This window comes from Glutamicibacter sp. X7, from assembly GCF_054889245.1.
Genome location: NZ_CM142678.1, coordinates 635,693 through 661,010, shown reverse-complemented (window position 1 = coordinate 661,010; position 25,318 = coordinate 635,693). Strand labels below are relative to the sequence as shown.

Here is a 25,318-nt window from a genome sequence, read left to right as displayed (position 1 = left end):
GAGTTTAGGAGTCACCATGGCCCGTATTGCATCGACCGCACTAGCCGTTACCGGATTGATCGGTGGCTTTGCTACGGCGCGAAGCACAAAGAATCGGCCGCTGGGCGGGGCCGTGCTTGCCGCGGCCGGAACCGGAGCGTTCGCGATATGGAAGAAGGACGCCGGCGCCGGGCGAGCTAGCTTGCTCACCGTCTGCTACCTCGCGGCCTTCGGCGGTTCGCACCCCTTGGCCAAGAAAATGGGTGCATGGCCGGCGGTCAATGCCGTGACCGGCGCGGTCGCTGTCTTGTCTCTGTTGCTTGGTGGCAAGCGTCGCCAGAAAGACTAAGCTTCACTGGTCAGTGACAAACCGTCGTTTCCCAATGCTAAGTTGATTCCTGACACTCCGGCTCGATGAGAGGCACTGGTCACCGTGTTTTTTCAGGGACAAAACTTCATTTACTCCCCCAGTGATATCTCGGTAGCCGTAGGTTGCGAATACCAGTGCCTCTATCTGTTGGATGTGAAGCTCGGACGCCGCGCGAAACCAGACTTCGCAACCGACGAAATGCTCGAGCGCACTGCGGTCCTTGGCGACGCACATGAGCAACGGGTGCTTGCTCGGCTGCGCGAACGCTTCGGCGCTTACGATCCGGTCACCGCCACCGGGGTCAAGGAATTTGCCGACCGTCCTGAAATGAGTGAGTCCGCGCTTCGGGCAGCCCATGAAGCGACTATGGAGGTGCTGCGTTCCGGGGCCGACGTGGTCTTTCAGGCGACGTTTTTCGATGGGCACATGGTGGGCTTTGCCGACTTCCTCGTGCGCCAACCCGACGGCAGCTGGGCGGTGTGGGACACCAAGTTGGCCAGACATGCTCGCGTGTCTGCGCTACTACAACTCGCCGCCTACGCAGACCAGCTGCAGGCCGAGGGGATCGCCGTGCACCCGGTGGCCAGTCTCGTCCTGGGCGATGACAGCACGAGTGAACACCGAATCGCGGAAATTCTTCCGGTGTTCCACGCACAGCGTCGCCACTTCTTAGATCTCGTTCGGGCTCACCGGGAAGCAGATCGCCAGGTGCCTTGGGACGGCGACTCGCTGCGCGTGTGCGGGCGCTGCGATTTTTGTGCCGAACAGGTTGCGGAACACCGCGATCTGCTTCTCGTCGCCGGTATGTCGCTGGCGCAACGTGCGACCCTGCGTAAAGAGGGCATTTTCACGATTGACGAGCTCGCCCAGGCCACTGCCACCGCTGGCAGTTCACGCGCCCGATATGTCGAGCAGGCGCAAATGCAGTTGGGCACCATCGAATACGACGGGGCCGTTGACCAGGTGCGGTACAAGCTCAAATCCACGGAGAGCATTAAGCGGCTACCGCAACCCGATGCCGGGGACATCTTCTTCGACTTCGAGGGCGACCCAATGTATCAGGACCCTCATGACCTCTCGTGGGGTCTGGAATATCTCTTCGGCGTGATCGAGTACGACACCGGGGAACCGGTGTTCCGGCCTTTCTGGGCGCATAACCGCGCCGAGGAACGCGTGGCTTTCCTAGACTTCGTCGAGTACGTCAACGAACGACGACGTCGTTTCCCGCAGATGCACGTCTACCATTACGCACCCTATGAAAAAACGGCTCTGCGTAAACTTTCGCAGATCCATGTTAGCGCCGAAGACGATATCGACCAATGGCTTCGCGACGGGTTACTGGTCGATCTCTATGAGACGGTACGCCAATCTTTGCTGGTCTCGGCTCGTTCCTACTCCATCAAAAAACTCGAGCCGCTCTACATGGGTGAGCACCTGCGGTCAGGAGAGGTCACGGATGCCGGGGCCTCGGTCGTCGCCTACGCTCACTACAGCGATGCGCTGGCCAACGGCGATTCGATCCGCGCTCAGCACATCCTGGATTCCATCGCCGACTACAACGAGTACGACTGCCTGTCGACCCTGCGACTGCGCGACTGGCTGTTGGACTTGATCGGTGGCCCGGAGAACTGCCGCGGGCCTCGAGCCATCGAAGAACCGCTACCTAATTCCGAAGCCGAACCAAGCCCAGAAGAACAGCGGCTACATGAGTATTTGAATGCCTTACCGGCAAGCCACCAGTTCAGCGACGATGAGCGCGCTATCGCCATGGTGGCGGCCGCCACCGGCTATCACCGCCGCGAACGCAAGCAGTATTGGTGGGAGCATTTCGATAGGCTCTCCGCCCCGCTGGACGACTGGAGCGAGCAGCGCGGAGTCTTCACCGTGAGCAGTGCTCAAGTCCTGGAGGACTGGCATAAGGAGACCGAGCGAGCCCGCACGTTCACACGCATTACCCGGTTACGGGGCACACTGGCTGAGGGCTCATTGGTAGCGCCAGGGAGCGCATTTTTCGCCATGTTCGCCTCCCCACTGCCCGAAGGTATGGAGAACGAGACCGCCGAACGCGGCGGCGCCTTTAACACCACCGTGCTCAGCATCGGCAAGGGGTATTTGGAGGTTAAGGAAAAAAGTAGCGCGAAGATTCCGACGTACGGAGCGTTTCCGCTGGCATTAACTCCGCCGAGTCCTATCGCCACCAAAAGCATCGAAGCGGCACTCAGCGAAATAGCCCAGACGGTCGGCGCGACGGTTCCGGAACTGCCGCGCAATGCGGCCTTGGATCTCCTGCGCCGGCTTCCTCCGCGATTCAAATCCTTGAGTGAGCCTCCGACCCCTGCGGTGGTCGATGAACTACCGCAGGTGTATCCAGCGGTCCTGACGGCCGTACGCGACCTTGACCACTCGTATCTGGCGGTACAGGGCCCTCCCGGAACCGGAAAAACCTTCGTCGCCTCGCATGTGATCAAGGAATTGGTACTAGAGGGCTGGAAGGTCGGGGTGGTGGCCCAATCTCATGCGGTAGTCGAAAACGTACTGATCAAGACGATCGCCGCCGGATTGCCCCAAGATCTGGTCGCCAAGGAGGTGCCGGCAGAACGCAACGTTCCCTGGCAGGCGCGCACAAAGAAGGACGTGGCGGCATTACTCGCCGCCGACGGTGGCGGATTGATAGGCGGTACCGCCTGGACGCTCACCGGCTCCTCGGTGCCCCGCGCCAGCTTGGACTTGCTAGTCATCGATGAGGCAGGGCAATTCTCCTTAGCCAATACGCTCGCCGTGGCCGTAGCAGCGCGCAACCTGCTGCTTTTGGGCGATCCACAGCAGCTGCCGCAGGTCACTCAGGGCTCTCACCCACAACCGGTGGACGAGTCGGCATTGGGGTGGCTGTCCGCAGGCCATCCCACGCTTCCACCACATCTGGGCTATTTCCTTGCGAATTCGTGGCGGATGCATCCCGAGCTCTGTTCCAAGGTCTCGGCGTTGAGCTATGACCGCCAGTTGGGGTCCACTCCGGCCGCTGCTGCCCGTACGTTGCGCGGCCCAAGCGCCGGAGTGCAGACACGCCTGGTACCGCACCGAGGAAATACCACCAGTAGCCCCGAAGAAGCCGCGGCCATCGTGGAGATGGTTCAGGAGCACCTGGGGCTGGCCTGGGCCGCTGATGAGTCGCAGGAGACCCGACCTTTAGCGGAAGAGGACATACTTGTCGTGGCAGCCTACAACGCGCAGGTCAATCTGCTGCGCGAAACTCTTCAGGCTCATGGCCTAGCCGGTGTAAAGGTCGGCACAGTGGATAAGTTCCAAGGGCAGGAAGCACCGGTCGTGCTGGTGAGCATGGCATGCTCTTCGGCCGAGGATGCGGCCCGTGGTATCGACTTTCTGCTCAATCGCAACCGCATCAACGTTGCCATCTCACGTGGTCAATGGCGCGCGGTGATCGTACGGTCGCCCGATCTGACAAACTTCCTGCCCACCAGCATTCCAGCGTTGGAGCAGCTCGGCGCGTTCCTCAATCTCTCATAGAGTCCAACGACTATTTCCGTGCTGGGTCGATAACCTTGTCGACATCAAAGAAATCGTCCAGCACGGGCCGGTCGCCTTTGCGTTGCTTGGCAAACTGCAATCCGTCGATGTTGATCCGCATCTGCCGCTGATACTTCTCACCCTGCTGCATCCACGAGGTGGTGGTGCCGTCGACTCCATAGAAAAAGTCGAACCCATCTTTCGCCAGTGCACGATAGCGTGCCGAATGATAGGTGCCCACGCCGGCCAGTTCCGAGCCGAAGGGGAAAATGAACTGATCGGTGTCTCCGATCAGAGGGCGAACTTCCTTGCGCCAAAGCTTGCGGTCACGGTCAAAACGGTCCATGCTTACGGTTCCGGTGGCGATGTGGCCCCAGGAATGCGACGCGAACACCCAACCGGTGTCCTTCATTGCTTCAGCGATCTTCTGTGCTGTCTGCTGATCTTTCTTCAGCGTCTTACTGTCCTTGTACTGACTGGCCGAGGTGCGATAGCCGAAAATACCGTTGTAGCCGGTCAGCGCCACGATGCCACGGGCTCCGCGGTAGGAAAAGTCTGGATGCTCGGCGACGAAGTCGTCAATCAACGTCGTGACGTCGTAAGCGCCTACATGTTCCTTGCCTTTTCCGTCCACGTAGAGGTTACGGACCTTGCCGTCATTATCGATGATGAGCTTACTGGCGAATCCATCGTCCTCCATGTACTCGTAATAGCTCAGATCATCGACCGATATGACCAGTGGGGTTTTGCCTTTGGGAAGTTTGATCTTCCGGTAGGCCATCTTTCCCTTCTTATTGAGTCCAGCGAAATCATGCGGGTTCACGAGTACGTAGTCACGCTTGTAGAGCTCGGCCAATATCGCCTCGAACTCTTTCTGCGTCACCATGTAGTCCTTATATCCCTGCGCGTCTTCGTCGCCATCGAAGGCACGCTTGGGATCAACCACGAGCGAGTGGAAGAACAGATGCGAAATTTTCTGCGGCGACTTCCAGGCCACGAGATCTTCTTTTTCCTCTTTCAGGCCCCGAACCATCGAGGTGATCTGCTCGTTGGAGTCGCTCTCGGCCAGCTTGATGGCTGCGTCTAGATCGTAACCATCGGCAAGACGGTTGATCTCTTCCTTCACCTGGCTAACCCGGGCAGCCTCTTTTTCTTGGGCGGTTGGCCCGGAGGATGAAGCAGAGGACGATTCGGTCGGGTCGCTCGTCGGCTGAGCGCTACAGCCACTGAGCACTAGAGCGCCAATGAGTAATGCCGATACTAGTTGCGAGCTCCGCATCCCAGGCCCCTTCGCTGTTTCGTGCCTTCTTGCACCACATCGCTATCTTGCTGTCGACCCTACACATTTTCGGTGGTCACGTGAAGGAATAAAGACTGACAATCCACTTCATGAATTCACTTTGCGTGAGGTGTGGTGCCCGCAAACACCACGGAGCCAGTGGCGAGCTTCGTGGCGTGGGCAAACCGGTACTGTGCGTTAGCTCCCAGCCCGATGCCCGCAGATCGCTCGGAGACGGGTGCGCCGATGAACTAGAATTGACAAGTTAGGCCCTCGGAAGTCAAAGGAAAAGTATGCAGCCCTCGCAGCATGCGAAGCGCTTGTGGCAAGAAGCCGAATCGTTCAGGAATTCCGCGGCCTACCGGTTGTTGACCACGCAACCGTGGGCCCTGGGTTTTATGCAGGCCGAGTTCTCCGCGAACAAGCCGCAGGTGGCTTTGGAAATATTCCACGCCTCGCTGGATTCATTTCTGAAGGTCGTGCGCGAGAGCGGCGAACAGCTGGCCACTAGCTATACGGCGGCGGATTACGCCGAGCTCTGGGTACGCCAGAGCATCTTGGCGCGCCCGCTGCGAGACGGGCACTTCGTCTATGAACCCAGTGCACACACTTTGCGCGTGCTGCGTTTCTTGGCCGACTTTTCCACCGAGGATTCCCATCTGAACTCCTCACGGCTCAACACCTTGCTCTCGTCGCTGGAGTCTTTGGCGCACGACACCGACCCGGATCCCGAAGCGCGAATCCGTGCCTTAGAAGCTCAAATCGCGACCCGCCAAGCACAGATCGATGCCCTCCGCCGTGGCGATGGCACCGAAGTACTCTCCCGTTCCAGCGCGCTCTCGGCCACGCGTTCGGTGCTGGACCTCGCGTCAAGCTTGCCGGCCGACTTTAAGCGGATGCGTGACGGCGTTCTGCAAATGCTGCATTCGCTGCGTGAGGATATTGTCGATGCCTCCACGGCTAAGGGTGTCGCCATTGGTCAGGTATTGGCCGCCGATAAGCAGCTACGCTCCACCGCAGAGGGCGAAACCTTCCAAGGGTTCACCGAATTCCTCAACTCTCCCGAAGCGCAGCGGCGCTTCCGCGAGGCCGTGGCCGAGGTTCTCGAACGCGATTTCGTCGATGACTTGCAGGCACCCGAACGCCATATTCTGACCAACCTGCTACGTGAACTGCGCCGTCAGGCTGCCGAGGTGCATGAGTCCTACGGCAAGCTTTCCGAATCGCTGCACGCCTTCATCCAATCCGAGGACTACCATGAGTCGCAGTTACTACGCCACGCGGTACGCGAGGCCGAAACAGCCGTAGCTCGGTCCACCGCGCTCAAGCCACGTAGTGCCCTCACTCCCCTACGCCTATTCGCCCCACAGTTCGTGACATTATCCGGGCTGGGAATCTACGATCCCTCCGAGCATGTGGCGCCACCACCGTTGGCTGCGGCTCCCGAGTTCAGTGCCGAAGATATCGTGCGCACCCCAAGCACCCCGCAGGCCAACATGCCAGCGCTTCGCCAACACATCACCGACCGGCTGACCGACCGGGGTAGTCAGGTCGGGCTCGATGAGGTGTTCCACTCTTTGCCGCCGAGCGATCGCCATGTGAACAGCATCAGAGCGCTGATCGAGATCGGCCGAGTCAACTCCGAGCCGCTCGATACACACCACATGTTGACCCTCGAGTTCACCCAAATCGATGGCAGCATCCGCACCGCCGCAGTCCCCGCCCTGAGTTTCACGAAGGAGCCGCTATGAACCAGCCGATCACCGACCCCCTCTTCGAAGGCGACCGCGGCCGGTTCGATCTGGCACTACGCCAGCTACTGGTGCGACTTCTGCGTGGTCCTTACCTCGATGGTGCCACCGATCCGACGGGCTGGCAGCTTCTGCTTGATCAGCGCGAAAGCATCGAGGCCTACGTCAGCGAGATTTTTCTGCTCTTGACGATCGATGCCGAACGCAAGATCGCGATGCTCACCCCAGCTGAGATCGATCACGCGCATACCGCACCGATCGCCCCGCGGCGCGCCCTGCGCCGCGACGAAACTCTGCTGGCTTTACGTTTACGACTATTGCTCGAGCAGCATGCCGGTACCGGCAGCGACGCCTCCATATCGCGAAGTGCAATGCACGAGATCCTCGCCGAGCATCGACCGGCCGGGGACCGGGACGACAAGCGCTTCGCCGAGTCCTGCGACGCGGCTATTGGCCGTCTGCTGACCTTGCGTCTGCTGACTGGCACGGAAATCCCGGACGAGTACCGGATTTCGCCGGCGCTCGCCATGGCATTGCCGTTAGCCAGCATTTCCGACATTCCCGCCTATATCGCGGCCATCGACGCCAATGAAGCCACGCTGGATGTGAGCTCAGATGGTGAGTCTGCCGCGCAAGAAACCATCGAATTGGTGCAGGAGTAACCCATGAGCATTGAGATGACCCTGCCCATCGGCGGCGGACTGAACCCGGGCCAGCATCGCCTCAGCCGTATCCAAATCGTCAACTGGGGAACCTTCCATGGTTTGCATTCCCTGGAGATCGACCGGCGTGGAACACTGATCACCGGTCACCCCGGGGTAGGCAAGTCCACGCTCTTCGATGCCATGGGGCATGTGTTCTTCGCCAGCCCACGACTGAATGAATCGGCGAACGAGGCAGTCTCGCGCGAGGACCGCCGCACCACGTTCTCCTACATGCGCGGACGAAAGTTCAAGACCGCTGCCGGGACCGTCTATCAGCGGCCAGGGGCGACCTGGAGCGCCATTATCTTGAGTTATGAAGACGGCCTCGGCAACGTGGTGAGCGCCGGCGCCGTCTTTGACCTGCCCGATGCAGGTCTCGAGTCTCAGGTCTCGAAGCACTATTTGCTGTGTGAAGGTCCGCTGCAGATCTCCGACTTGGAAGATCACGGTCCGCGCCGTTTCACGATGTCCTCGTTGGCCAAGGCGCTGGCTCCGGCCGAGGCCTTTGATACGCATAAGGCGTTTATTGAGAAGGTACGCCGCCGGCTTGGTGTCGAATCCGATAAGGCCTTCGCGCTGCTGCGTACCCTGCAGAACGGCAAGGGCTTAGCCAAGGGCGTTAACCTGTTCTTCCGTCATGAGGTGCTCGCTGAACCGGCCACGTTGAAGGCCGCCGCCGCCGCGGTCGAAGATTTTGCCCACTTGCGAGGAATTTACCGGCAGCTGGACACCGCTCGGGCGCAACGCGATGTGTTGGCCAAGGTCCCGGCCCAGGACGCGACGTACCGAGCCCTCGGTGCCAAGATCGAGGCCACCAGCACACTCCTTGAGTCAGACATCGCCCAGCTCGAAGCCCAGGTGCACCGTCACGTATTGCGCAATGACCTACAGCGGCACACGCAAAGCTTGGAATCCTTGCGGGCCAGCGAGGCAAAATTGGTGGCCCGTAAAGAGGAGCTCGACTCCCGGCTGCAAACCCTGCACGCGGCCAGTAATGACTCTGGTACCACCTCACTGATGCTTCTCGAGCGCGAGGCCGACGCGGCGCGCAAAACCTTGGCGGAAAAGCAGCAGGTCATCCACGAACTTCAGGAGCAGGCCAGCGAGGCAGGGCTGAAGTTTGAGTTCAGCGGACCCGGCCTTGATGAGCTTCGTGCGAATGCTGCGCGCGGACTTCAGCAGTTGGAATCGATCGCCGCCGACGTGCAAACGGTGCAATACGAGGCCATGGCCGCACTGGTTAATCTGCGCAAGCGTGCCGATACGCTCAACGAGCAGATCGTCTCTTACCAGCGCCGAGGTAGCAACATTGACGACCGGTCGGTGGCCGCTCGACGCGCCATCGCCTCGGCCTGCTCCCTATCCGAATCGGATCTGCCCTTTGCCGGTGAACTCATGGATGTGGCCGGCACGCAGAACGACTGGCGCCTGGCCGCCGAGAAGGCACTGGGAACGCTGGCGCGCACCATTCTGGTACCCGGCGAATATCTGTCCAAGGTCACCCACGCCATTGACCAGCTCTCCGGCCTGGGACGCGTGCGCTGGGCGGATATGTCCACCACACCTCGTGAAGCCACCGAAGGACCCAACGATCTGGTGAGCAAGCTGGAATTCGCCTCCACGCCGGCGGGGCGGTGGCTTCGCGCCAAGATCGCGGCCGACTACCCACTGGTGTGCGTGGATTCTGATGCGCAGATGCACCTACACGCCAAGGCAATCACCCCAGCCGGCACGATCAAGTCGGGGAAGGGCAGCTACGAACGCGATACCCGAACCTTGCCGGCCAGCGAGTACCTGCTCGGTTTTACCAACGAGTCAAAGATTTCTGAGCTTCAGGCCAAGGCGCGCAAGCTGCAGGACGAAATTGCCCAGGCTGAACAGACCGCCACCGAGCGGACCGCGGCCAAGGACAAGATGGCGGCCAAGACGCGGCTGCTCACCGCCCTTATGCAGGATGACCGTAGCTTCGCGCAACTGGACTCCACGGCCGCTTTGACCGAACTCCGCGCCAAGGAGCAGCAGCTCGGCGACGCAATGACGTTGACCGGTGATACGCACCGGGTGCGCGCCGATATCGAAGAAGCCACCGCGCAAAGCGAGTCGGTAGTCGGAGAGCTGGCGCTGACTCGGGCCCGCATTGAAGATACCACTGTCCAGATCGCCCGAGCAGAAAAGGTGCTTGCCAGCACCAACGGCGAGGACGCCGAGGACTGGATCGGACAGGTACCGGCCGAGCTGGCACAGCAGCCGACGATCCATCAGTTGCTGGCACAGCTGTCCGAAGGACAGTGCCCGAGCAATGATTCGATCACCGAAATTTTCGCCGATCTCAAGTTGAGTCTCGGCACCGAGCTGAATCAGCTGCGTAGCGAACGTCAGGAAGTCGCCGGTGAACTGAGCGAAACCTTCAAACGCTTCGCCCGGGAATTCGGTCCGGCTCAGGCACAAACGCACGGTACGTCTCCCCAAGCCGCAGAGCATTACGCCAAGCTTCACGCGCAAATCGTTGCCGACGGACTGCCGCACCATGAGGAGCAGTTCCGCGAATACTTTGCCAACCGTTCCTACGAGCGTTTCAGCGACCTGCTGCAATTGCTCGATGAGGAACGCCGGATGATTTCCGAGCGCATTAAGCCGCTGAATCAGATTCTGGCCGATGTGCCCTTCGAACATGGATCGGTGCTGCGCCTCGAGGTCAGCAACTCGATTCCTGCCGAAGCCGGGACGTTCCGAAACGAACTGAAGCAGGCATTGGCTCAGGCCTATACGACCAAGGAAGAAAGCACCCTCGCTAGTTCGTATCAGGCGCTCGAAGCACTCGTGCAGGCCTTGAGCGACCCGCAGCGCAGCGCGTGGCGTTCTACCGTGCTCGACGTGCGCCAACATGTGGTGATCAGCTGCAATGAACACAAAACCAACGGCGAGATCGAAACCGGGCTGGAGCCCGGAACGCTCTCCGGTGGCGAGGGGCAGCGCTTCACCTCATTTATCATGGGTGCAGCCCTGGCCTACCAGCTGGGCTTTGCGGCCGCAGGCTTTACCTCGTACGGCACGGTGATGATCGATGAAGCCTTCATTCAGGCCAACGCCGATTATGCGGCGGCGGGCATTCGCGCCCTGCAGGAGTTCGGTTTCCACCTGGTCTTGGCCGCGCCCGAAGACAAGATCGACTTGAGCCGGCACTTGGGATCGATTACCGACATCATCAAACATCCCGGGTCGAATATTTCGGGATTCGTGACTACGGGGCGTTCGCCGGCGGTGGCCACCACAATCAGGCTGGGTGACTAAAACAATGGGTTCGCCTGCTACTGCGGGCCAGTTTCTCCCTGAGGTCCGGGCATAGCCCGGCCATATACGAACTGGCCCGGAACCCCAAGGGTGCTTTCTCCCCAGAAAGCACGGGAACGTTCTACACAGTAGTAAAAAGAACGATCGTCATCAGCTTAGGAAACTAGTCTGTGAGATTCCTTGATACCGGCCGGTAACAGAACGAGGCCCGGTGCCCGTCAGCTCTCCCGCATGGGATCGTTGACGGGCACCGGGCCCTTTCAAACTCCGGGTTACGAGACCTACTCGGTGGCTAGACCCTCCACCGGTGAGAGTCGGGCAGCCTTGCGGCCCGGAGTGACCGAAGCCAGCAGCGCGGCGACAACGCTCACAGCCAGCACCACCAGCAGCTGCAGCCAAGGGATGCTGAAGTGCACGGTACCCACGGCGGCCAAGGCACTATAGGCGCCCATCAAGCCGTAAGCGACGCCCAGTACGATGCCGAGCAGTGCCGCGACCCCGCCGATCAGCACGGCTTCGGTCGCCAACATGGAACGCAACTGGCCCTTCTTCAAGCCCAACGCACGCAGGAGCGCATTCTCTCGAGTTCGTTCGAGAACCGACAGGCTCAAGGTATTGGCCACACCGATCAGCGCGATGAGTACGGCCACCGCGAGCAGACCCGAAACGATCATCAGCAGCACGTCGATGACCTGACCGAACATCGACTTCTCAATGGCTCCACCGGAGACCTGATAGCTTTCGACGCCGGCGATATCGGCGATATCCTGCGCAGCCTGTTGCACCTCTGACGGGCTCAGGTCGGCATCGAGCTTGAGCATCAAGGCGCCCATGGCCGAAGGCGAATCCTTCAGGCCCAGCTGTGTGGCGGTCTGCTTGCTGATGTATGGAGCATAAATCAACGCTCCAGAAGCCTTGGCTTCAAGCTTGGTGCCGCTGATGGTCGCCGTAAGCTCCTCATCGCTCCATGGCGTATAGACCAGCTGGCCCTCGGCCGGGACGATGTCCTGGTTCAGCGCGACCTTACGCATGGCTTCCGGATCCACGACCTGTAGTTCCGTTTCCATGGTGGTGCCGTCCGAGTAGCTGATCTCGGCCTGCTTCATTTGTAGCGTGGCCGTGGCCTGCACGGATTCCAGAGCCTCAAGTTGCTGCCGTGTGTCGTCACTGAACGGCTTCTCCGAGTAGACGCTCAGGTCGACCGGGTACTCGGCCATAACGCCTTCATTGAGTGTCGACTTGGCGCTTTGCCCGCCAACCATGATCATCGACACGAGGGTCACACCGATGAGCAGTGCCGTGGCCGTAGCGGTGGTGCGCCCGGGGTTACGCACGGAGTTCAGTGCCGCGAGGCGTCCGGCCACCGACCCCGAGGTAACCAGTTTGCCAACACCGAACACGGCGCCCGGAACAAACAGAGAGGCCAGCATCAAAATGCCGGGGAAGGACAGGAGTCCTCCGGCGAAGGCAATCAGCAGGTTCTGTAGCACCATGCCGGCGGCGAGCCCAATGGCTCCGGCAAGGGTGAGCAACGAGCCAAAGACGATCCGCAGCACACCGGCACGGTTGCGGACACTAGCCGCGTCGAAGGGACGCAGCGCCGCCAGCGGGGCAAGCTTCATGGCGCGGCGGGCCGGAACCCAGGCCGCTAGGACGGTCATCAGCACACCGACCAGGAGCGGCACCCAAATCGCGGTCATTGAGTAGTCCAACGTCGCGTAGCTCATGGTCGGCACCAGCGACTTGAGGACCGCAATCAGCCCGGCGAGCAGACCGATCGCCAATAGCACTCCGACCGCGGAAGCGAGGATACCGATCAGCAAAGCCTCCAGGAGCACCGAGGAGCGGATTTGACCGCGCTTGGCCCCCAGTGTTCGCAATAGTGCAAGTTCGCGGGTGCGCTGCGCAATCACCACGGAGAAGGTGTTCATCACGACAAGGCCGGTGACAACCAATGCCACCATCGCGAATACCAGCAGGATGATCGTGAGTTGGTCGTTGCCGCCGGTCAGTTGGGCGACGTCTTGAACTACTTGCTCGTCGGCGCTCAGCACCTTGATGTAGGAGATGTTCTGGTCGGCGAAGTACTTCGAGACCTCCTCGCGCGCGGCGCTAGGGTCATCGCCCTTGGCGTCGATCACGATCTGCCCAAACTCAGCCGACGGTTCAGGCGTCACGGTCTGCCACCACGACTCGGCCAGACCAACCTGAGCATAACCCGAGCGCATCGGGTTCGTAGAGCTGGCCTGCAGACCGACGACCTTCGCATCGGCCGTTACGGTCTCCTCGCCCGGGAATTCCATGGCGACGGTGTCGCCAATGTTTACCTCCATCGACTTAGCGTGTTCGACGTCGAGGATCACCTCTCGCTCGCCCTTGGGCGCGCGGCCTTCGAGTAGCGTCTGGGATGCGGCCGGCTTGGCGGCCACCGGCTGGGTGAACACGTCGAACCGGTCTTGGCTGGTACGCATGGAGGCCATCGAGTTGGCCGTTCCGTTGGCGCTGGCCACCGAATTCAGTGCACGCAGCCCCTCAACATCTTTCAGGGTGAGGGCCGATGCTGTATCGGGAGCGGTTTTTCGATCTTGGCTCAGCACGAGGTCGGCGTTCTTGTACTGATCACCGAGGCTATTTTTCAGCGTCGCGGTGGTCGAGGAGTTCACCGCGAGCGTTGCGCCAAGAAACGCGGTGCCAATGGCCACCGCCAACAACACGGCAATATAGCGCCGTGCATAGGTTTTGATATTCGCTAAGGCTACTTGCAACATGACGTTTACTCCGCCAGCGAGGCCAGCGCCTCGCTCACCGAGGCAACGGTCGGGTCCGCAAGGGTGCCCACGAGCTCGCCGTCCTTCATCAGCAGCACGGTGTCCGCGTAGGAGGCGGCTACCGGATCGTGGGTCACCATGATGATGGTCTGCCCCATTTCACGTGTGGAGGCACGTAGCAGGGAAAGCACCTCGGCGCCGGTGCGCGAGTCAAGGTTACCGGTGGGCTCGTCGCCAAAGACCACCTCGGGGCGGGTGAGCAGGGCACGGGCCACGGCCACGCGCTGCTGCTGTCCGCCGGAGAGTTCATGTGGTTTGTGGGTGAGGCGTTCCCCGAGTCCCAACGTGTCGATCACGGTGCGGAACCACGCACGATCGTATTTCTTGCCCGCGAGCGATAGCGGCAAGAGGATGTTGTCCTTTGCGTTGAGCGTGGGCACGAGGTTAAAGGCCTGGAAGACGAAGCCGATTTGTTCGCGGCGCATCGTGGTCAGCTGGTCATCATTCAGCTGGCTGAGATTGACGCCACCGATAATGATGTCACCGGCATCCACCGTGTCGAGCCCGGCAAGGCAGTGCATCAAAGTGGACTTGCCCGAACCCGACGGGCCCATGATCGCGGTGAAGCGGGATCGTTCGATGGCAACGTCTACGCCGCGCAGGGCGTCGACCCGGGTGGAGTCATGGCCGTAGCTTTTGCACAGACCTTGCGCCTGCACGGCGTAGCTGGTCGAGTTCAGGGTTTCTGTAGTCATATGAACAGCCTATAAATTAGCTGTATCAAATCTGATCGACCCAGCGACCGGTCTTAGCGCGCCCGGGCTCATACCTAGGGTGGACATTTACCTGCCGCCCACTCCCCCGCAGGATCCCTGGCGCACTTTAGCACTGTGCGTGATGTTCGCTGCTGTGATGTGACTCAGGTTCAATTTGGAAGGTCGAGTGCTCAATGCTGACCTCGAAATGGTCGGCCACGCAGCGTTGCAAGTCTCGGAGCAGGGCTCCTGCGCTTTGCGCGTCAAACATGGCGTCCTCGGCGACCACATGTGCCGAAAGGACGGGAAGGTTCGAAGCGATCTGGCTCGCGTGCAGATCATGAACCGCCAGCACGCCGGGCTGTTCCTCGAGGTGGGCGCGCACCTGAATCAGGTCGAGCCCGCGCGGGGTGGATTCCAACAGGATATGGGTTGTCTCCCCCAGCAGTCGCACTGCTCGAGGAATAATCAAGGCGCTAATCAACAGGGCGGCCACGGAGTCGGCCCGTGTCCAACCGGTGAATTCGATAACCAATGCGGCGATAATGACAGCCACCGAGCCGAGCGCATCATTGAGCACTTCGAGGAAGGCCGCGCGCATATTGAGATTCTCGTGCTTTCCAGCCGAGATAATCCACATGGATATCAAGTTGCCAACGAGACCGATGACACCGAAAAGCAGCAGGCCGGCAGCTTGCACCTCCGGGGGTTCGAAAAGGCGCCGAATGGCGTCGATCCCAGCGTAGATGCCTACGGCCAAGAGGAGCGAAGACTGCAAGGTCGCCGAGAGCACTTCAGCGCGGCGAAAACCCCAGGTTCGCTTGGTGGTGGGTTTACGCAGAATCAAGTGGGCCGCGGTCAACGCCAACAAGAGCCCCATGGCGTCGGTGAGCATATGCGCCGCGTCCACCAGCAAGGCGAGTGAGTTGGTCAGCAGGGCGCCGATAATTTCGGCCACGAGAATGCTGGCGGTGATGCCAAAAGCCCACGCAAGACGAGTGCGATTCGATCCTGCAGAGTCGTGCTGGTGATGCGAGTGGTTATGTCCCACAGCTAGCTCCCTTCGGCATGTTCGATGTGGTGTTCGTGCCATTCGTGCCCGCGCGGTTGTGCGGCCGCACCGGCCTCGGCCAGCAGCCGGGCGATGCGCTGTTCGTCCACGAGCGAGAAATAGCTCGCCCGCCCTTGGCTACGCGCCGAGACCAATCCACCGTCACGCAGACAGGCTAGGTGCGCACTCACGGTGCTTTGCGCCAGACCCAAATGCTCGGTGAGATCCTTCACGCGGTGTTCCCCGGTGCGCAGGTGCTCCAATATCAGAAGACGCGTGGGGTCGGCTAGTGCATGAAAAACGGCAGCCAGTTCGACGCGTTCCCTTGCATCGCCAAGTGACTCTATTATCGCCATATAGCGATGATAGCCCGTTTGTCCCCAATAAACCACCCCTCCCGCAGCGAAAGTGCCATGATTAACGGCGTGAGCAACGACCTAATCATGGGACCCGACGGCCTAGCCCGCCCCGCCTGGGCCACCAGCAGTGAAATCCTTCGCAACTACTACGACACCGAATGGGGCATGCCCATACGCGATGAGCAGGGGCTCTTTGAACGCATGAGCCTCGAAGGCTTTCAGTCGGGACTTTCATGGGCCACCATCTTGAAGAAGCGCGATAATTTCCGCCTAGCCTTCGCGAACTTTGAACCTGAGGCGGTAGCCCAGTTCACCGAACACGATGTCACACGGCTAATGCAGGACTCTTCCATCGTGCGCAATCGACTGAAGATCGAGGCGACGATCAACAACGCGCGAGCAACACTCGACCTCCGCGCCGACGGCGGCTTGGCCGAGTTCATCTGGTCCTTCAAACCCGAGCGCACACCCTGCCCGCGGGCCATGGATGAAATCCCCACCCAAAGCGTCGAGTCGAAGGCGCTGGCCGCGGCATTGAAGAAGCGTGGCTTCCGCTTCGTCGGACCCACCACGATGTTCGCTCTCATGGAAGCGGTGGGCCTTATCGACACACACCTGCTCGGCTCCCACCGACGCGGATGCTCCGGAATCTGGCCTGGCTAATGCGCGCGGACCGCGCGGAAAGCTAGGGCAATTAACCACAGAATCCCGCCAGGGTGTGCAAACCTGGCGGGATTCTGCATGCGACCCGGTGACTGAGCAGGTCACCAAAGCCCCTTTCCCCTTACAGATGCCGGTTTCCCGACGACCGCCGGGGCTGAGCAATTCCCTGGCGGCAAACCCGCCGAGGTCATCGGCGAAGTTTTAGCCTTCTCCGACCACACACGGAGAAGGCGTTGACTAAAGCTTAGCCCAGCGACCCCCAATAAGGTCAATAGAAACTTTCGTATTTTTTCGAAAAGATTCTTAGGCGGAACTAAGTTAGGGTCAGCTGATGGGCGCTTCCTCGAAGATTTGCCCAACTGGGGTGCGCTTTTCGGCCTGGAAAGCATCTTCGGCCCGCCCGAAAGCCCAGTAGGCCGAGAGGGACATGTCGCGTCGATCCACCCCTCGCTCATTGTGGAAATAGCGGCGAAGGTTCTTCATCACTTCACGCTCACCGTGGGCAAAGATTTGCATCCGCCCCTCCGGCCACGGCAGGGCCCGAACCTCGCGTTCAAGGATCGTCGACTCCGGGGAGAAGGCCTCGCCACGATGCACCCAGCGCACATCAACACTCTTTGCGTGGGGTAGTTCGATTTCATCTTCGGGGCCAGCAACCTCAAGCAGCACAGTGGCTACAAATGAGTCATCCATGGACTCTAGCGCCGCACTGATTGCCGGAATCGCCGTCTCATCGCCGACCAATAGGTGACGATCAAAGCTTGCATCGGGAGCGTAGATTCCCGCAGGTCCCACGAAGCACAGCGTGTCACCGGGTTGCGCATTGCGCGCCCACGGTCCGGCGATCCCCTCATCACCATGAACCACGAACTCGATATCAATGCTTTGCTCTTGCGGGTTCACCCGGCGAACGGTGTACGTGCGGCGCACCGGCATATCTTCCGGGGCTAGCCGCTCGCGCAGCGCCTCCATATCATAGGGAGGCTCGAGGCCCAGCTCTGGCTTGGCAAAGAGTAGCTTGACGTAGCGGTCTGTTACCGGCTTATCAACGAAGTCGGCGAACCCAGGGCCTCCGAGGGTAAGGCTGACCAAATGCGCAGAGACTTCGCGGCGCGCTAAGACTTGCAGAACTACTTGCGGACGGGCCGGTCGGGATTCACGAGAGTTAGACACAAGACCACTTCCTGTCGAATACGTTAGATAGTTCTATCCTATTTCGATTCGACGGCCCTGGCTATTTAGGAAAAACCGGCGCCCCCATAAATGGCTCGAGTCCGGCCCGCTCGGCTGGCGTGAGCCGCTGCACGCGCGAGGAGGAAGTGTCGAAAAACGCCAGGGTCGTACTGGCTCGCACGCACAGCGCACCATCCACCGGGTCCCGGAACTCGTAGCAAATATCAAAGCTTGCCGGCTTGACGGAAGCAATCCACAGGTCAACGTTGACCGGAACGTTGCGGTATTCCAGAGGGCGGGCGTAGCGCACCCGGTGTTCCACCACGAGAATCTGCACGCCGGCCGGAACGGCCGAAAAAATCTGCACCGCCGGTTCGACACCGGGCGCGCCGGTACCGCCGGGCACCCCGAAGCCCGCGATTCGTGCCTCTTCCATCAGTCGAATCAGATTCACGTTGTTGACGTGCCCATAGGCATCCATATCGCCCCAGCGCATGGGCACCTGTACACGCAGTTTCTGCGGCGTTACTTGATCTCTTGTTGCCACTGAACATCCTCCCCGACCAAACCAAGCTCCTTGAGCCGCGCCAGCATGCGCGATCCGTCCAGCTCGTACACCCATTCAATACCGGGCGTCGCACGCCGCAACTCGCTCGAACGTCCACCAGCCAGCACCGCTTCGGAAGGCGTCAACTGACGAATGACAATGGCCTTCACGCGCTCGGGATAGCGGCGGGCAAACTCCGCATAGATCGCCGGGTCATGCTGTCCGTCATCACCAATGAGTAACCACTCGGTCTGCGGGAACTCTTCGGCTAAGCGGCGCAGCTGATCCACCTTATGCTGCATGCCGCTACGGAACCATGCCCGATCGGTGGGACCCCAATCCGTCAGAAGTATTGGTCCGCGCGGGAAGAGATTGCGCGACATAAAACGCGAAAGCGTTTGAGCGACATTCCAGGGGCCGGTCGAGAGGTAGATTGTGGGGCTGTGCGGATGATGATCCAGTACGCGCTGCATCATCACGGCCATCCCCGGAGTCGCCACGCGTGCGTGTTCGGAGAGCACGAACGAATTCCAGGCAGCTAGCAGCGGACGTGGAAGCGCAGTGACCACCACCGTGTCATCAACGTCGCTGATCACTCCGAACTGCTGTTCCTCGTCGATCACCAACACCTCAGCGGTGGCAGATTCCCCTCCGACTGCCTGCAATTTCACCGAATTCCAGCCCGAGGCCAGGTTGGCGGCGAGTTTGACGTCGATCACGCCACCACGATCTGCCTGTATTTCAAAGCGGTCCCCGCCGATCGTGACCGTCACGTGCCCGAAAGGGAGCACCGGAGAGACGAAATTTCGGAATCCGCGGATGCCGTCCTCGATCACCTGGGCCTGATGGCGGCCACCTTCGAATGCGCCTGGGCGCGCCAGCACGAGGCGAGCGAAGACGCGCACCCATCCACCAGACACTCGGTGCAATCCATAGCCGGGATAGGGCATGATGACCGGTTGTAGGCCGCGGGCGCGAGCGCGCCGGGCGCGCCAAAGGTGGAAATTGTCCTCCAGTCGGGAGGCGATATGCCGCGCGGCGCCATCCATGGGTGCGTGACTCATGAACACCAGTCTTTCACGAGTGGCCGCACGGAGATAACTTTCAAGAAGCAACGCCACCCCTTGCCTTTTTCTACAAGTCGTAGAAAACTAGGATCATGAGATACACACATGCCAGCGACGAACCGGTCCTCGTTCTCTCCGAGGAACAGTCTTGGGAACTTCTAAGCCACACCTCCCATGGACGGTTGGCGACAAGTGCCGCGGGATTTATCGACATCGTCCCGGTCAACTATGGCGTCAAGGAGCGCGTTCTCTACCTGCGCACCGCCCCGGGAAACAAGCTTGCGGCGCTGAATATCAACGACTCAGTGGCTTTCGAGGCCGATGGCATCCTCTCCGACGAGGCTTGGTCCGTAGTGGTCCGTGGCCGCGCCGAAATTCTCGAGCACGAGGCCGACGTCAACGAAGCCCGTTCCAGCGGTGTAAGCCCCTGGATTCCTACCTTGAAGGAAGTATGGGTGCGTATCACCGTGGCCGAAATTCACGGCAGGCATTTCCAGCTTGGTGCCCAGCCAGAGATGGACGTCTAAGCTCCGCTACGCGCTAGGCCCGCAAATAAACGGTGGTGCTGTGCGTGAAAAATTCACGCGCCGCCCGCCCTTGCTCCTTCGGACCGTAACCCGAGGACTTTGCGCCACCAAAGGGCACGTGCACCTCGGCACCTGCCGATTCGGAATTCACATGCAAGATTCCGACATCGACCGAGCGTTGCGCACGCAATGCCGCCCCGAGGTCTTTGGTGAAGAGGGCAAGGCTCAAGCCATATTCACCGTCGTTGGCCGCCGCGAAGGCCTGCGCCTCACCATCCACGCGCACGATCGTGAGCACCGGGGCAAAGAACTCCTCATTCCATGCCGGATTCGCACGGCCCACGGCATCATTCGTCACTTCCAACAGCGTCGGAGGCAAAAAGTTCTTCCCCGCAGGTGCCGTCCCGTGGAACACTTCGGTGGCTCCGGAGGCCAACGCACGGGCGAGGCGGTCCCGCGCCGAACATGCCGCACGCTCATCGACCAACGGGCCCATGTGCACGTCCGCGGCCAGCGGATCCCCGGTAACCCATGTCTCGAGGCGGTCACAGAGGCGTTCAATCAACTCGTCGGCTACTCGGTGATCGACGATGAGGCGCGACGTTGCCGTACATTTTTGGCCGGCGGAACGAAAGGCGCCCAAGAGCACCTGCTCGCAGGCCATCTCGAGGTCGGCATCCGCGAGCACGACGGCCGCGTTTTTCCCACCCATTTCTGCTTGCACCGGAATTCCACGCGCCGCGCCCGCGGCACAGAGCTGGCGCCCCACCTCGGTGGATCCGGTAAAGCTGACGCCCCGTAGTCGCGGATGCGCCATTAGCTCGTCGCCCAGGGAGCCGGGACCCAACACCATATTCAGCACTCCGTGCGGCAAACCAGCGGCTTCGAGAGCCTGTACCAGTCGGGTAGCCAGCAGCGGCACGGCACTCGCCGGCTTGAACACGACGGTATTGCCGTAGATGAGCGCCGGAGCGATCTTCCAGGCGGGGATGGCGATGGGAAAATTGAACGGGGTAATTACTGCAACTACTCCCAGTGGGCGATATCCGACAATAATTTGCTCATTGGCTCGCGGGGAGTGATAGATGCTTCCCGCCTCACGTTGCGCCTCGCCCGCCACATAGTTCAAGACCTGTGCCGCCCGATGTACCTCGGCAATGCCTTCGGCAATGGTTTTCCCCTCTTCCACGGCGAGTTCCGCACCCAGCGCGTCAGCTTGTCCGGTGAGTTGATCCGCCGCTCGCAACAGATAGGTGGCCCGCTCCGCCATGGGCAGCGCCGCCCAGCTTCCCGCGGCCTTTCCGGCCGCGGCAAACGCCGCATCGATCTGCTGGGTATCGGCCGAGCGGCCCACGGCAAGGACCCGGTCCGGGTCGACGGCCGAGCGGCACTCAATGACAGGCCCCGATCCGTGGAGCCAACGCCCATCAAGGTAATGACGCAGCTCTGTTGCGGACGGCGAGGTGCTCATGGTCGTGTTCCTTCCTCTAACGGCCTAGCGAAAGGCCGGGACACCGGTGAGTCGTTGCCCCAGGATTAGGGTGTGCACCTCATCGGTGCCTTCGTAGGTGCGAACCGACTCCAAGTTGTTGGCATGACGCAGCGGCGAGTAGTCCATGGTGATGCCGTTTCCACCCAAAATGGTGCGGGCCTCCCGGCAGACCTCAATGGCTTCCCGGCAGTTATTGAGTTTGCCGACAGATATTTGGTGCAGGTCCAGAGTCCCAGCATCCTTTTGTCGCCCGATGTGCACGGCCAGCAAGAATCCTTTATTGATCTCCAGGGCCATATCCACGAGCTTCTGCTGGGTCAGCTGGTATCCGGCCAACGGCTTATCGAACTGCAAACGTTGCTGCGCGTAGGCCAAAGCATCCTCAAATGCGTCGCGGGCAGCCCCCATGGATCCCCAAATGATGCCGTAGCGCGCCTCGTTGAGGCAGCTGAAGGGACCCTTGAGTCCGGTCACATCCGGCAGTACCGCGTCGGCGGGTAGCCGCACCTCGGTCAGTTCGATGTCACATTGGATCGAGGCACGCATGGAGAGCTTCGGCTCAATGGGTGTGGCGCTAAATCCCTGAGTTTCGGTGGGTACCAAGAATCCCCGCACCCCTTGCTCGGTCTGCGCCCAGATGACCGCAACGTCGGCAAGCGTCGCCAAACCGATCCATCGTTTGGCTCCGTTGAGCACCCAATCCGAGCCGTCGCGGCGCGCAAAGGTCTTCATGCTCGAGGGATCTGAGCCAGCGGTCGGCTCGGTCAACCCGAAACAGCCGATCGCTTCACCGGCGGCCATGGCTGGCAGCCAGCGTGACTTCTGCTCTTCTGATCCATGCTTATGGATCGCGCTCATGGCCAGTGAGCCCTGCACGGAGACGAAGGTCCTGAGACCCGAATCCCCCGCTTCGAGCTCCGCTGCAGCCAGCCCGTACTCAACCGCCGTTCGCCCGGCGCAACCATGTCCGTCCAGGTGCATGCCTAGGACTCCAAGAGAGCCCAGCTCAGGAACGATTTCGCGGGGAAAGTAGGCCTTCTCGTACCAGGCGGCAATATTCGGCTTGATGTGCTCCGTGACGAATTCACGCACCGTGGCCCGCCAGCTCAGCTCCTGTTCGGTGAGCAACGAATCGAGATTAATCAGGTCCGAGGGGTCCAGCAGTTGTTCGGTCACGGTTCTGGCTCCTTTGTCAGGTTCGGCGAGGCTACCTCTCTAACTTATGACCTCAAGCACATGAGAACATTAGACACATTGACCTAAAACCTGGAACGAATCGGACACTCTCACCATGATCACCTTGCGGCAACTGGGCGAAGCCCTAGGCGATTCCCTTGAACCGTTGAGCCCGGAGAGCTATTCAGCTAGCGAAATCGGCGGCGTGCATATTTCCGAACTTGCCGATCCCACCGACTACTTAGATGGTGGAGAGCTGCTGCTCACCACTGGATTACTCATGGCCAGTGGTCAGCTAAGCCCCGGGCCCTACGTTCAACGCCTGAAGGACCACGGTGTGGCCGCCTTAGGGCTGGGACTAGGCCCGAGCCTTCGTGAAGTACCCACGGCGTTGCTCGAGGCATGCCAGAAGTACGAACTCGATCTCGTGCTCATTCCGGAACAAGCCGCGTTCCAAGAAGTAACCCGCCGATTCTGGTCGTTATCAATGGCCGGCTCAAGCGAGGGAATTTCCGGACTGGTGGGCACCCAAACCGCCTTGGCCCGCGCCGCCATACGCCCCGATGCCGGATTAGCCGTACTGAAGGCGCTGGCCCAAGCATTGGGCGGCTGGGCCGCCTACCTTTCCGACGAGAACGGTCGTGACCTGGTCTGGCCCGAGACCGCACAGGGTTACCTGCCAACCTTGCGCGCCGAAGCACAGCGGCTCAGCCGCAACGCCGCGCCATCGGCGGCGACCTTCCAGTTGCAGAACCATCCGGCGGTGCTCTATCCAATTCACCTAGGCGCTAAGGTGCATGGCGTACTCGGCATCGGCCCCGGTCGCCGCCTGACTCCCGCGGATCGCCAGGTGCTCCTGACGGTAACGGTGCTGCTCACCCTGCGAGCGCGCAACCATGAACAGCAGGTTCAAACTCACGCCACGTTGGCAGCCGCCGCAGCAAAACTAGTGGTCAACGGCCACCTGGAGGCGGCTCGCTTGCTTGCGGCGGACGCCGGTCTGGGGGATATTCCCGCCCGCGTGGCAATCCTCGGGGTCCGCGGCGCACCAACAGAGCTATCCCCCGCCGAGCTTGGGGGCATACTCGAGACGCTGCCGGCCTGCGACCAACTGCACTTCACGCAGGCCTTGGCCGCGGGTGCGCCATACTTTGGCACCGACGATGCCGCCTATTACGTTCTGGACGAATCCCTACTCACCGTGTCCGCCACCACCGACGGAGCAGACACCAGCCCGAATACTTCGCCACCCGACGCCGGTTCCATTCCGCTGGGCGGTGCCGGCATTACGGCGATGCTCGCCACTGGATGCGATGCAAGCAACGTGGCGGAGAAGTTCGCGACTCTCGCGGCCGACCTAGTTCACGTACCGGCCGGCTGCGTGCATCTGCTGGCCGCGTCCTCGCAGGCCCAGGCGGATGCGTGGGTGCTCACCTTATCCAGCTATCAGCGTGCAGATCTGCTCGGAGCGGTGACCGGGTATCTGCGTTGTCGAGGCGTGTGGGATCAAGCCGCTCGACATTTGGGTGTACACCGCAATACGCTGCGCTACCGCATTCAACTGGCCCAAAGCCTGCTGGAGGTTGACCTGGATGACCCCGATGTCGCCGCACATCTTTGGCTGGCGTTGGCCCGTCACCGCGAATCCGTTTAGCCTCGCCCCACGTCTTCGGTCTGCGCTGCGAGCCAGCTACGCACCGCCTGGTTGTGCTCTCCCAGCTTTGGTGGTGCCAAGCGCGGACTATCCAGTGGCGGTGACCAGGTGGCCGGATGGCGTACCTGACGACCGACGATCCCACCATCAGCGTCGAGGACATCCATGACAGGATCCAGCCCGAGCGAGTCTGCGAAGGCCAGACCTTCGGCGATATTCGCCACCTTGCCGGCAGGAACACCGACGGCGGTCAACCGGTGCTGCCAGTTTGCGGCGGTGTCGGATTGAAGCAGACCTTCCAAGAGGTCCACCAGTTCCCTGCGATGGGCAACGCGTTGCGTGTTGGTGGCAAATTTCGTGTCTAAGGCTAGCTCGGGGGCACCCAGTTCGGCGCAGAGCCGGGCAAATTGCCGGTCGTTGCCACATGCGACGGCCACCGGTCCATCGGCGGCGTCCAGAAGTTGATAGGGGACGATCGAGGGATGTTCGTTTCCCATCCGTTGCGCCACCGATTGGGCGCCGAGGTAGGCCTGCCCCTGGTTGACTAAGGCCCCCTGCAGACTCGAGAGCAGGTTCACCTCGATGTGGGTACCGCTTCCCGTTTGTTCTCGGTGACGCACCGCAGCGAGAATCGCGATCGTGGCGTCCTTCGCGGTGAGTACATCGACCAGCGCCACTCCAGCTTTCATCGGTTCCCCTTCCGGGGCACCGGTAATGGACATCAGCCCACCCAGCGCTTGGACAATGAAGTCATAGCCGGGGAGCTGCGCCCCGGCCGCCGACCCAAACCCGGTCACTGACGCGTAGATCAGCCCCGGATTCTGCTCACTAAGTTGGGTATAACCAAGCCCCAGTTTCTCCATACCGCCGGTGAGAAAATTCTCGACCAGAATGTCGGCTCGTAGCGCGAGATCACGGGCGATTGCAGCATCGGCGGGATCCTGAAGGTCAAGAGCGATGGACTGCTTGTTGCGATTGACCGATTCGAAGTAGGTCGCGCCCGTCGCGGAAAAGGGCGGTCCCCAGCTGCGCGTGTCGTCCCCGGTTTCCGGACGCTCCACCTTGATAACGGTAGCGCCCAGATCCGCAAGCGTCATCGTGCACAATGGTCCAGCCAGCACCCGCGAAAAATCCGCGACGACGAGCCCTTCAAGCGGCCGAATCCCGGTCATCTGCACAGCCTTCCC

At 60.9% G+C, this 25,318-nt stretch carries 19 protein-coding genes; 8 read left to right on the top strand and 11 right to left on the bottom strand.

All coding sequences use genetic code 11. The features are described from left to right. The first annotated feature begins 16 nt into the window (after positions 1-16). Positions 17-328 carry a hypothetical protein gene (locus ACYU0X_RS03335; RefSeq protein WP_309408773.1) on the top strand — a complete coding sequence of 104 codons (312 nt, stop codon included), beginning with the start codon at positions 17-19 and terminating at the stop codon, positions 326-328. An 84-nt stretch (positions 329-412) separates the two neighbouring features. Continuing rightward, the gene (locus ACYU0X_RS03330; protein WP_461902114.1) at positions 413-3,874 is read left to right on the top strand and encodes a TM0106 family RecB-like putative nuclease; all 3,462 of its coding nucleotides are present in this window, start codon (positions 413-415) and stop codon (positions 3,872-3,874) included. 10 nt (positions 3,875-3,884) lie between these two features. On the opposite strand, the gene ACYU0X_RS03325 is transcribed toward ACYU0X_RS03330, so the two are convergent. After that, the gene (locus ACYU0X_RS03325; protein WP_418908404.1) at positions 3,885-5,153 is read right to left on the bottom strand and encodes a polysaccharide deacetylase family protein; all 1,269 of its coding nucleotides are present in this window, start codon (positions 5,151-5,153) and stop codon (positions 3,885-3,887) included. Between the two features lie 293 nt (positions 5,154-5,446). On the opposite strand from ACYU0X_RS03325, the gene ACYU0X_RS03320 reads away from it, so the two are divergent. Genes ACYU0X_RS03320 through ACYU0X_RS03310 form a run of 3 tightly spaced genes read left to right on the top strand, consistent with a single transcriptional unit; the run spans position 5,447 to position 10,899 of the window. Then, positions 5,447-6,904, top strand: a complete 1,458-nt coding sequence (locus ACYU0X_RS03320) for a DUF3375 domain-containing protein (RefSeq protein WP_461902113.1) — start codon at positions 5,447-5,449, stop codon at positions 6,902-6,904. Next, entirely contained in the window at positions 6,901-7,566 is a 666-nt protein-coding gene (locus ACYU0X_RS03315) for a DUF4194 domain-containing protein (RefSeq protein WP_418908402.1), read from the top strand. The genes ACYU0X_RS03320 and ACYU0X_RS03315 overlap by 4 nt, the downstream gene beginning before the upstream one ends. 3 nt (positions 7,567-7,569) lie before the next feature. Next, positions 7,570-10,899, top strand: a complete 3,330-nt coding sequence (locus tag ACYU0X_RS03310) for an ATP-binding protein (protein ID WP_461902112.1) — start codon at positions 7,570-7,572, stop codon at positions 10,897-10,899. A gap of 281 nt (positions 10,900-11,180) precedes the next feature. On the opposite strand, the gene ACYU0X_RS03305 is transcribed toward ACYU0X_RS03310, so the two are convergent. From ACYU0X_RS03305 to ACYU0X_RS03290, 4 genes are all read right to left on the bottom strand, one after another. Further along, complete coding sequence (locus tag ACYU0X_RS03305) at positions 11,181-13,667, bottom strand: ABC transporter permease (RefSeq protein WP_418908400.1); 2,487 nt, start codon at positions 13,665-13,667, stop codon at positions 11,181-11,183. Positions 13,668-13,672: 5 nt separating this feature from the next. Beyond that, positions 13,673-14,422 carry an ABC transporter ATP-binding protein gene (locus ACYU0X_RS03300; RefSeq protein WP_309408783.1) on the bottom strand — a complete coding sequence of 250 codons (750 nt, stop codon included), beginning with the start codon at positions 14,420-14,422 and terminating at the stop codon, positions 13,673-13,675. 127 nt (positions 14,423-14,549) lie between these two features. Then, complete coding sequence (locus tag ACYU0X_RS03295) at positions 14,550-15,473, bottom strand: cation diffusion facilitator family transporter (RefSeq protein WP_309408784.1); 924 nt, start codon at positions 15,471-15,473, stop codon at positions 14,550-14,552. A 2-nt stretch (positions 15,474-15,475) separates the two neighbouring features. Further along, positions 15,476-15,829, bottom strand: coding sequence for an ArsR/SmtB family transcription factor (locus ACYU0X_RS03290; RefSeq protein ID WP_418908399.1), 354 nt, complete (start codon positions 15,827-15,829; stop codon positions 15,476-15,478). A gap of 57 nt (positions 15,830-15,886) precedes the next feature. On the opposite strand from ACYU0X_RS03290, the gene ACYU0X_RS03285 reads away from it, so the two are divergent. Continuing rightward, positions 15,887-16,495 (top strand): DNA-3-methyladenine glycosylase I, encoded by a 609-nt coding sequence (locus tag ACYU0X_RS03285; protein WP_418908398.1) that lies wholly within the window; start codon positions 15,887-15,889, stop codon positions 16,493-16,495. 324 nt (positions 16,496-16,819) lie between these two features. Here the strand turns inward: ACYU0X_RS03285 and ACYU0X_RS03280 are convergent, their stop codons facing one another. From ACYU0X_RS03280 to ACYU0X_RS03270, 3 genes are all read right to left on the bottom strand, one after another. Further along, positions 16,820-17,668 (bottom strand): siderophore-interacting protein, encoded by an 849-nt coding sequence (locus ACYU0X_RS03280; RefSeq protein ID WP_418908397.1) that lies wholly within the window; start codon positions 17,666-17,668, stop codon positions 16,820-16,822. Positions 17,669-17,729: 61 nt separating this feature from the next. Beyond that, complete coding sequence (locus tag ACYU0X_RS03275) at positions 17,730-18,164, bottom strand: acyl-CoA thioesterase (protein WP_418909292.1); 435 nt, start codon at positions 18,162-18,164, stop codon at positions 17,730-17,732. A 29-nt stretch (positions 18,165-18,193) separates the two neighbouring features. Next, a complete protein-coding gene (locus ACYU0X_RS03270; RefSeq protein ID WP_418908396.1) occupies positions 18,194-19,279 on the bottom strand; it encodes an App1 family protein in 1,086 nt (361 codons plus the stop codon). A 95-nt stretch (positions 19,280-19,374) separates the two neighbouring features. Here ACYU0X_RS03270 and ACYU0X_RS03265 point away from each other — a divergent pair, with 95 nt between their 5' ends. Continuing rightward, the gene (locus tag ACYU0X_RS03265; protein ID WP_461902111.1) at positions 19,375-19,809 is read left to right on the top strand and encodes a pyridoxamine 5'-phosphate oxidase family protein; all 435 of its coding nucleotides are present in this window, start codon (positions 19,375-19,377) and stop codon (positions 19,807-19,809) included. Positions 19,810-19,822: 13 nt separating this feature from the next. Here ACYU0X_RS03265 and ACYU0X_RS03260 read toward each other — a convergent pair whose 3' ends face one another. Beyond that, on the bottom strand, positions 19,823-21,280 hold the full coding sequence (locus tag ACYU0X_RS03260; protein ID WP_418908394.1) for an aldehyde dehydrogenase family protein: 1,458 nt from the start codon (positions 21,278-21,280) through the stop codon (positions 19,823-19,825). Positions 21,281-21,304: 24 nt separating this feature from the next. Beyond that, positions 21,305-22,477, bottom strand: a complete 1,173-nt coding sequence (locus ACYU0X_RS03255) for an acyl-CoA dehydrogenase family protein (protein WP_418908393.1) — start codon at positions 22,475-22,477, stop codon at positions 21,305-21,307. Between the two features lie 115 nt (positions 22,478-22,592). On the opposite strand from ACYU0X_RS03255, the gene ACYU0X_RS03250 reads away from it, so the two are divergent. Continuing rightward, complete coding sequence (locus ACYU0X_RS03250; protein ID WP_418908392.1) at positions 22,593-24,131, top strand: PucR family transcriptional regulator; 1,539 nt, start codon at positions 22,593-22,595, stop codon at positions 24,129-24,131. On the opposite strand, the gene ACYU0X_RS03245 is transcribed toward ACYU0X_RS03250, so the two are convergent. Further along, positions 24,128-25,303 carry a CaiB/BaiF CoA transferase family protein gene (locus tag ACYU0X_RS03245; RefSeq protein ID WP_418908391.1) on the bottom strand — a complete coding sequence of 392 codons (1,176 nt, stop codon included), beginning with the start codon at positions 25,301-25,303 and terminating at the stop codon, positions 24,128-24,130. The two genes, ACYU0X_RS03250 and ACYU0X_RS03245, sit on opposite strands and share 4 nt — an antisense overlap. Between the last annotated feature and the right edge of the window lie 15 nt (positions 25,304-25,318).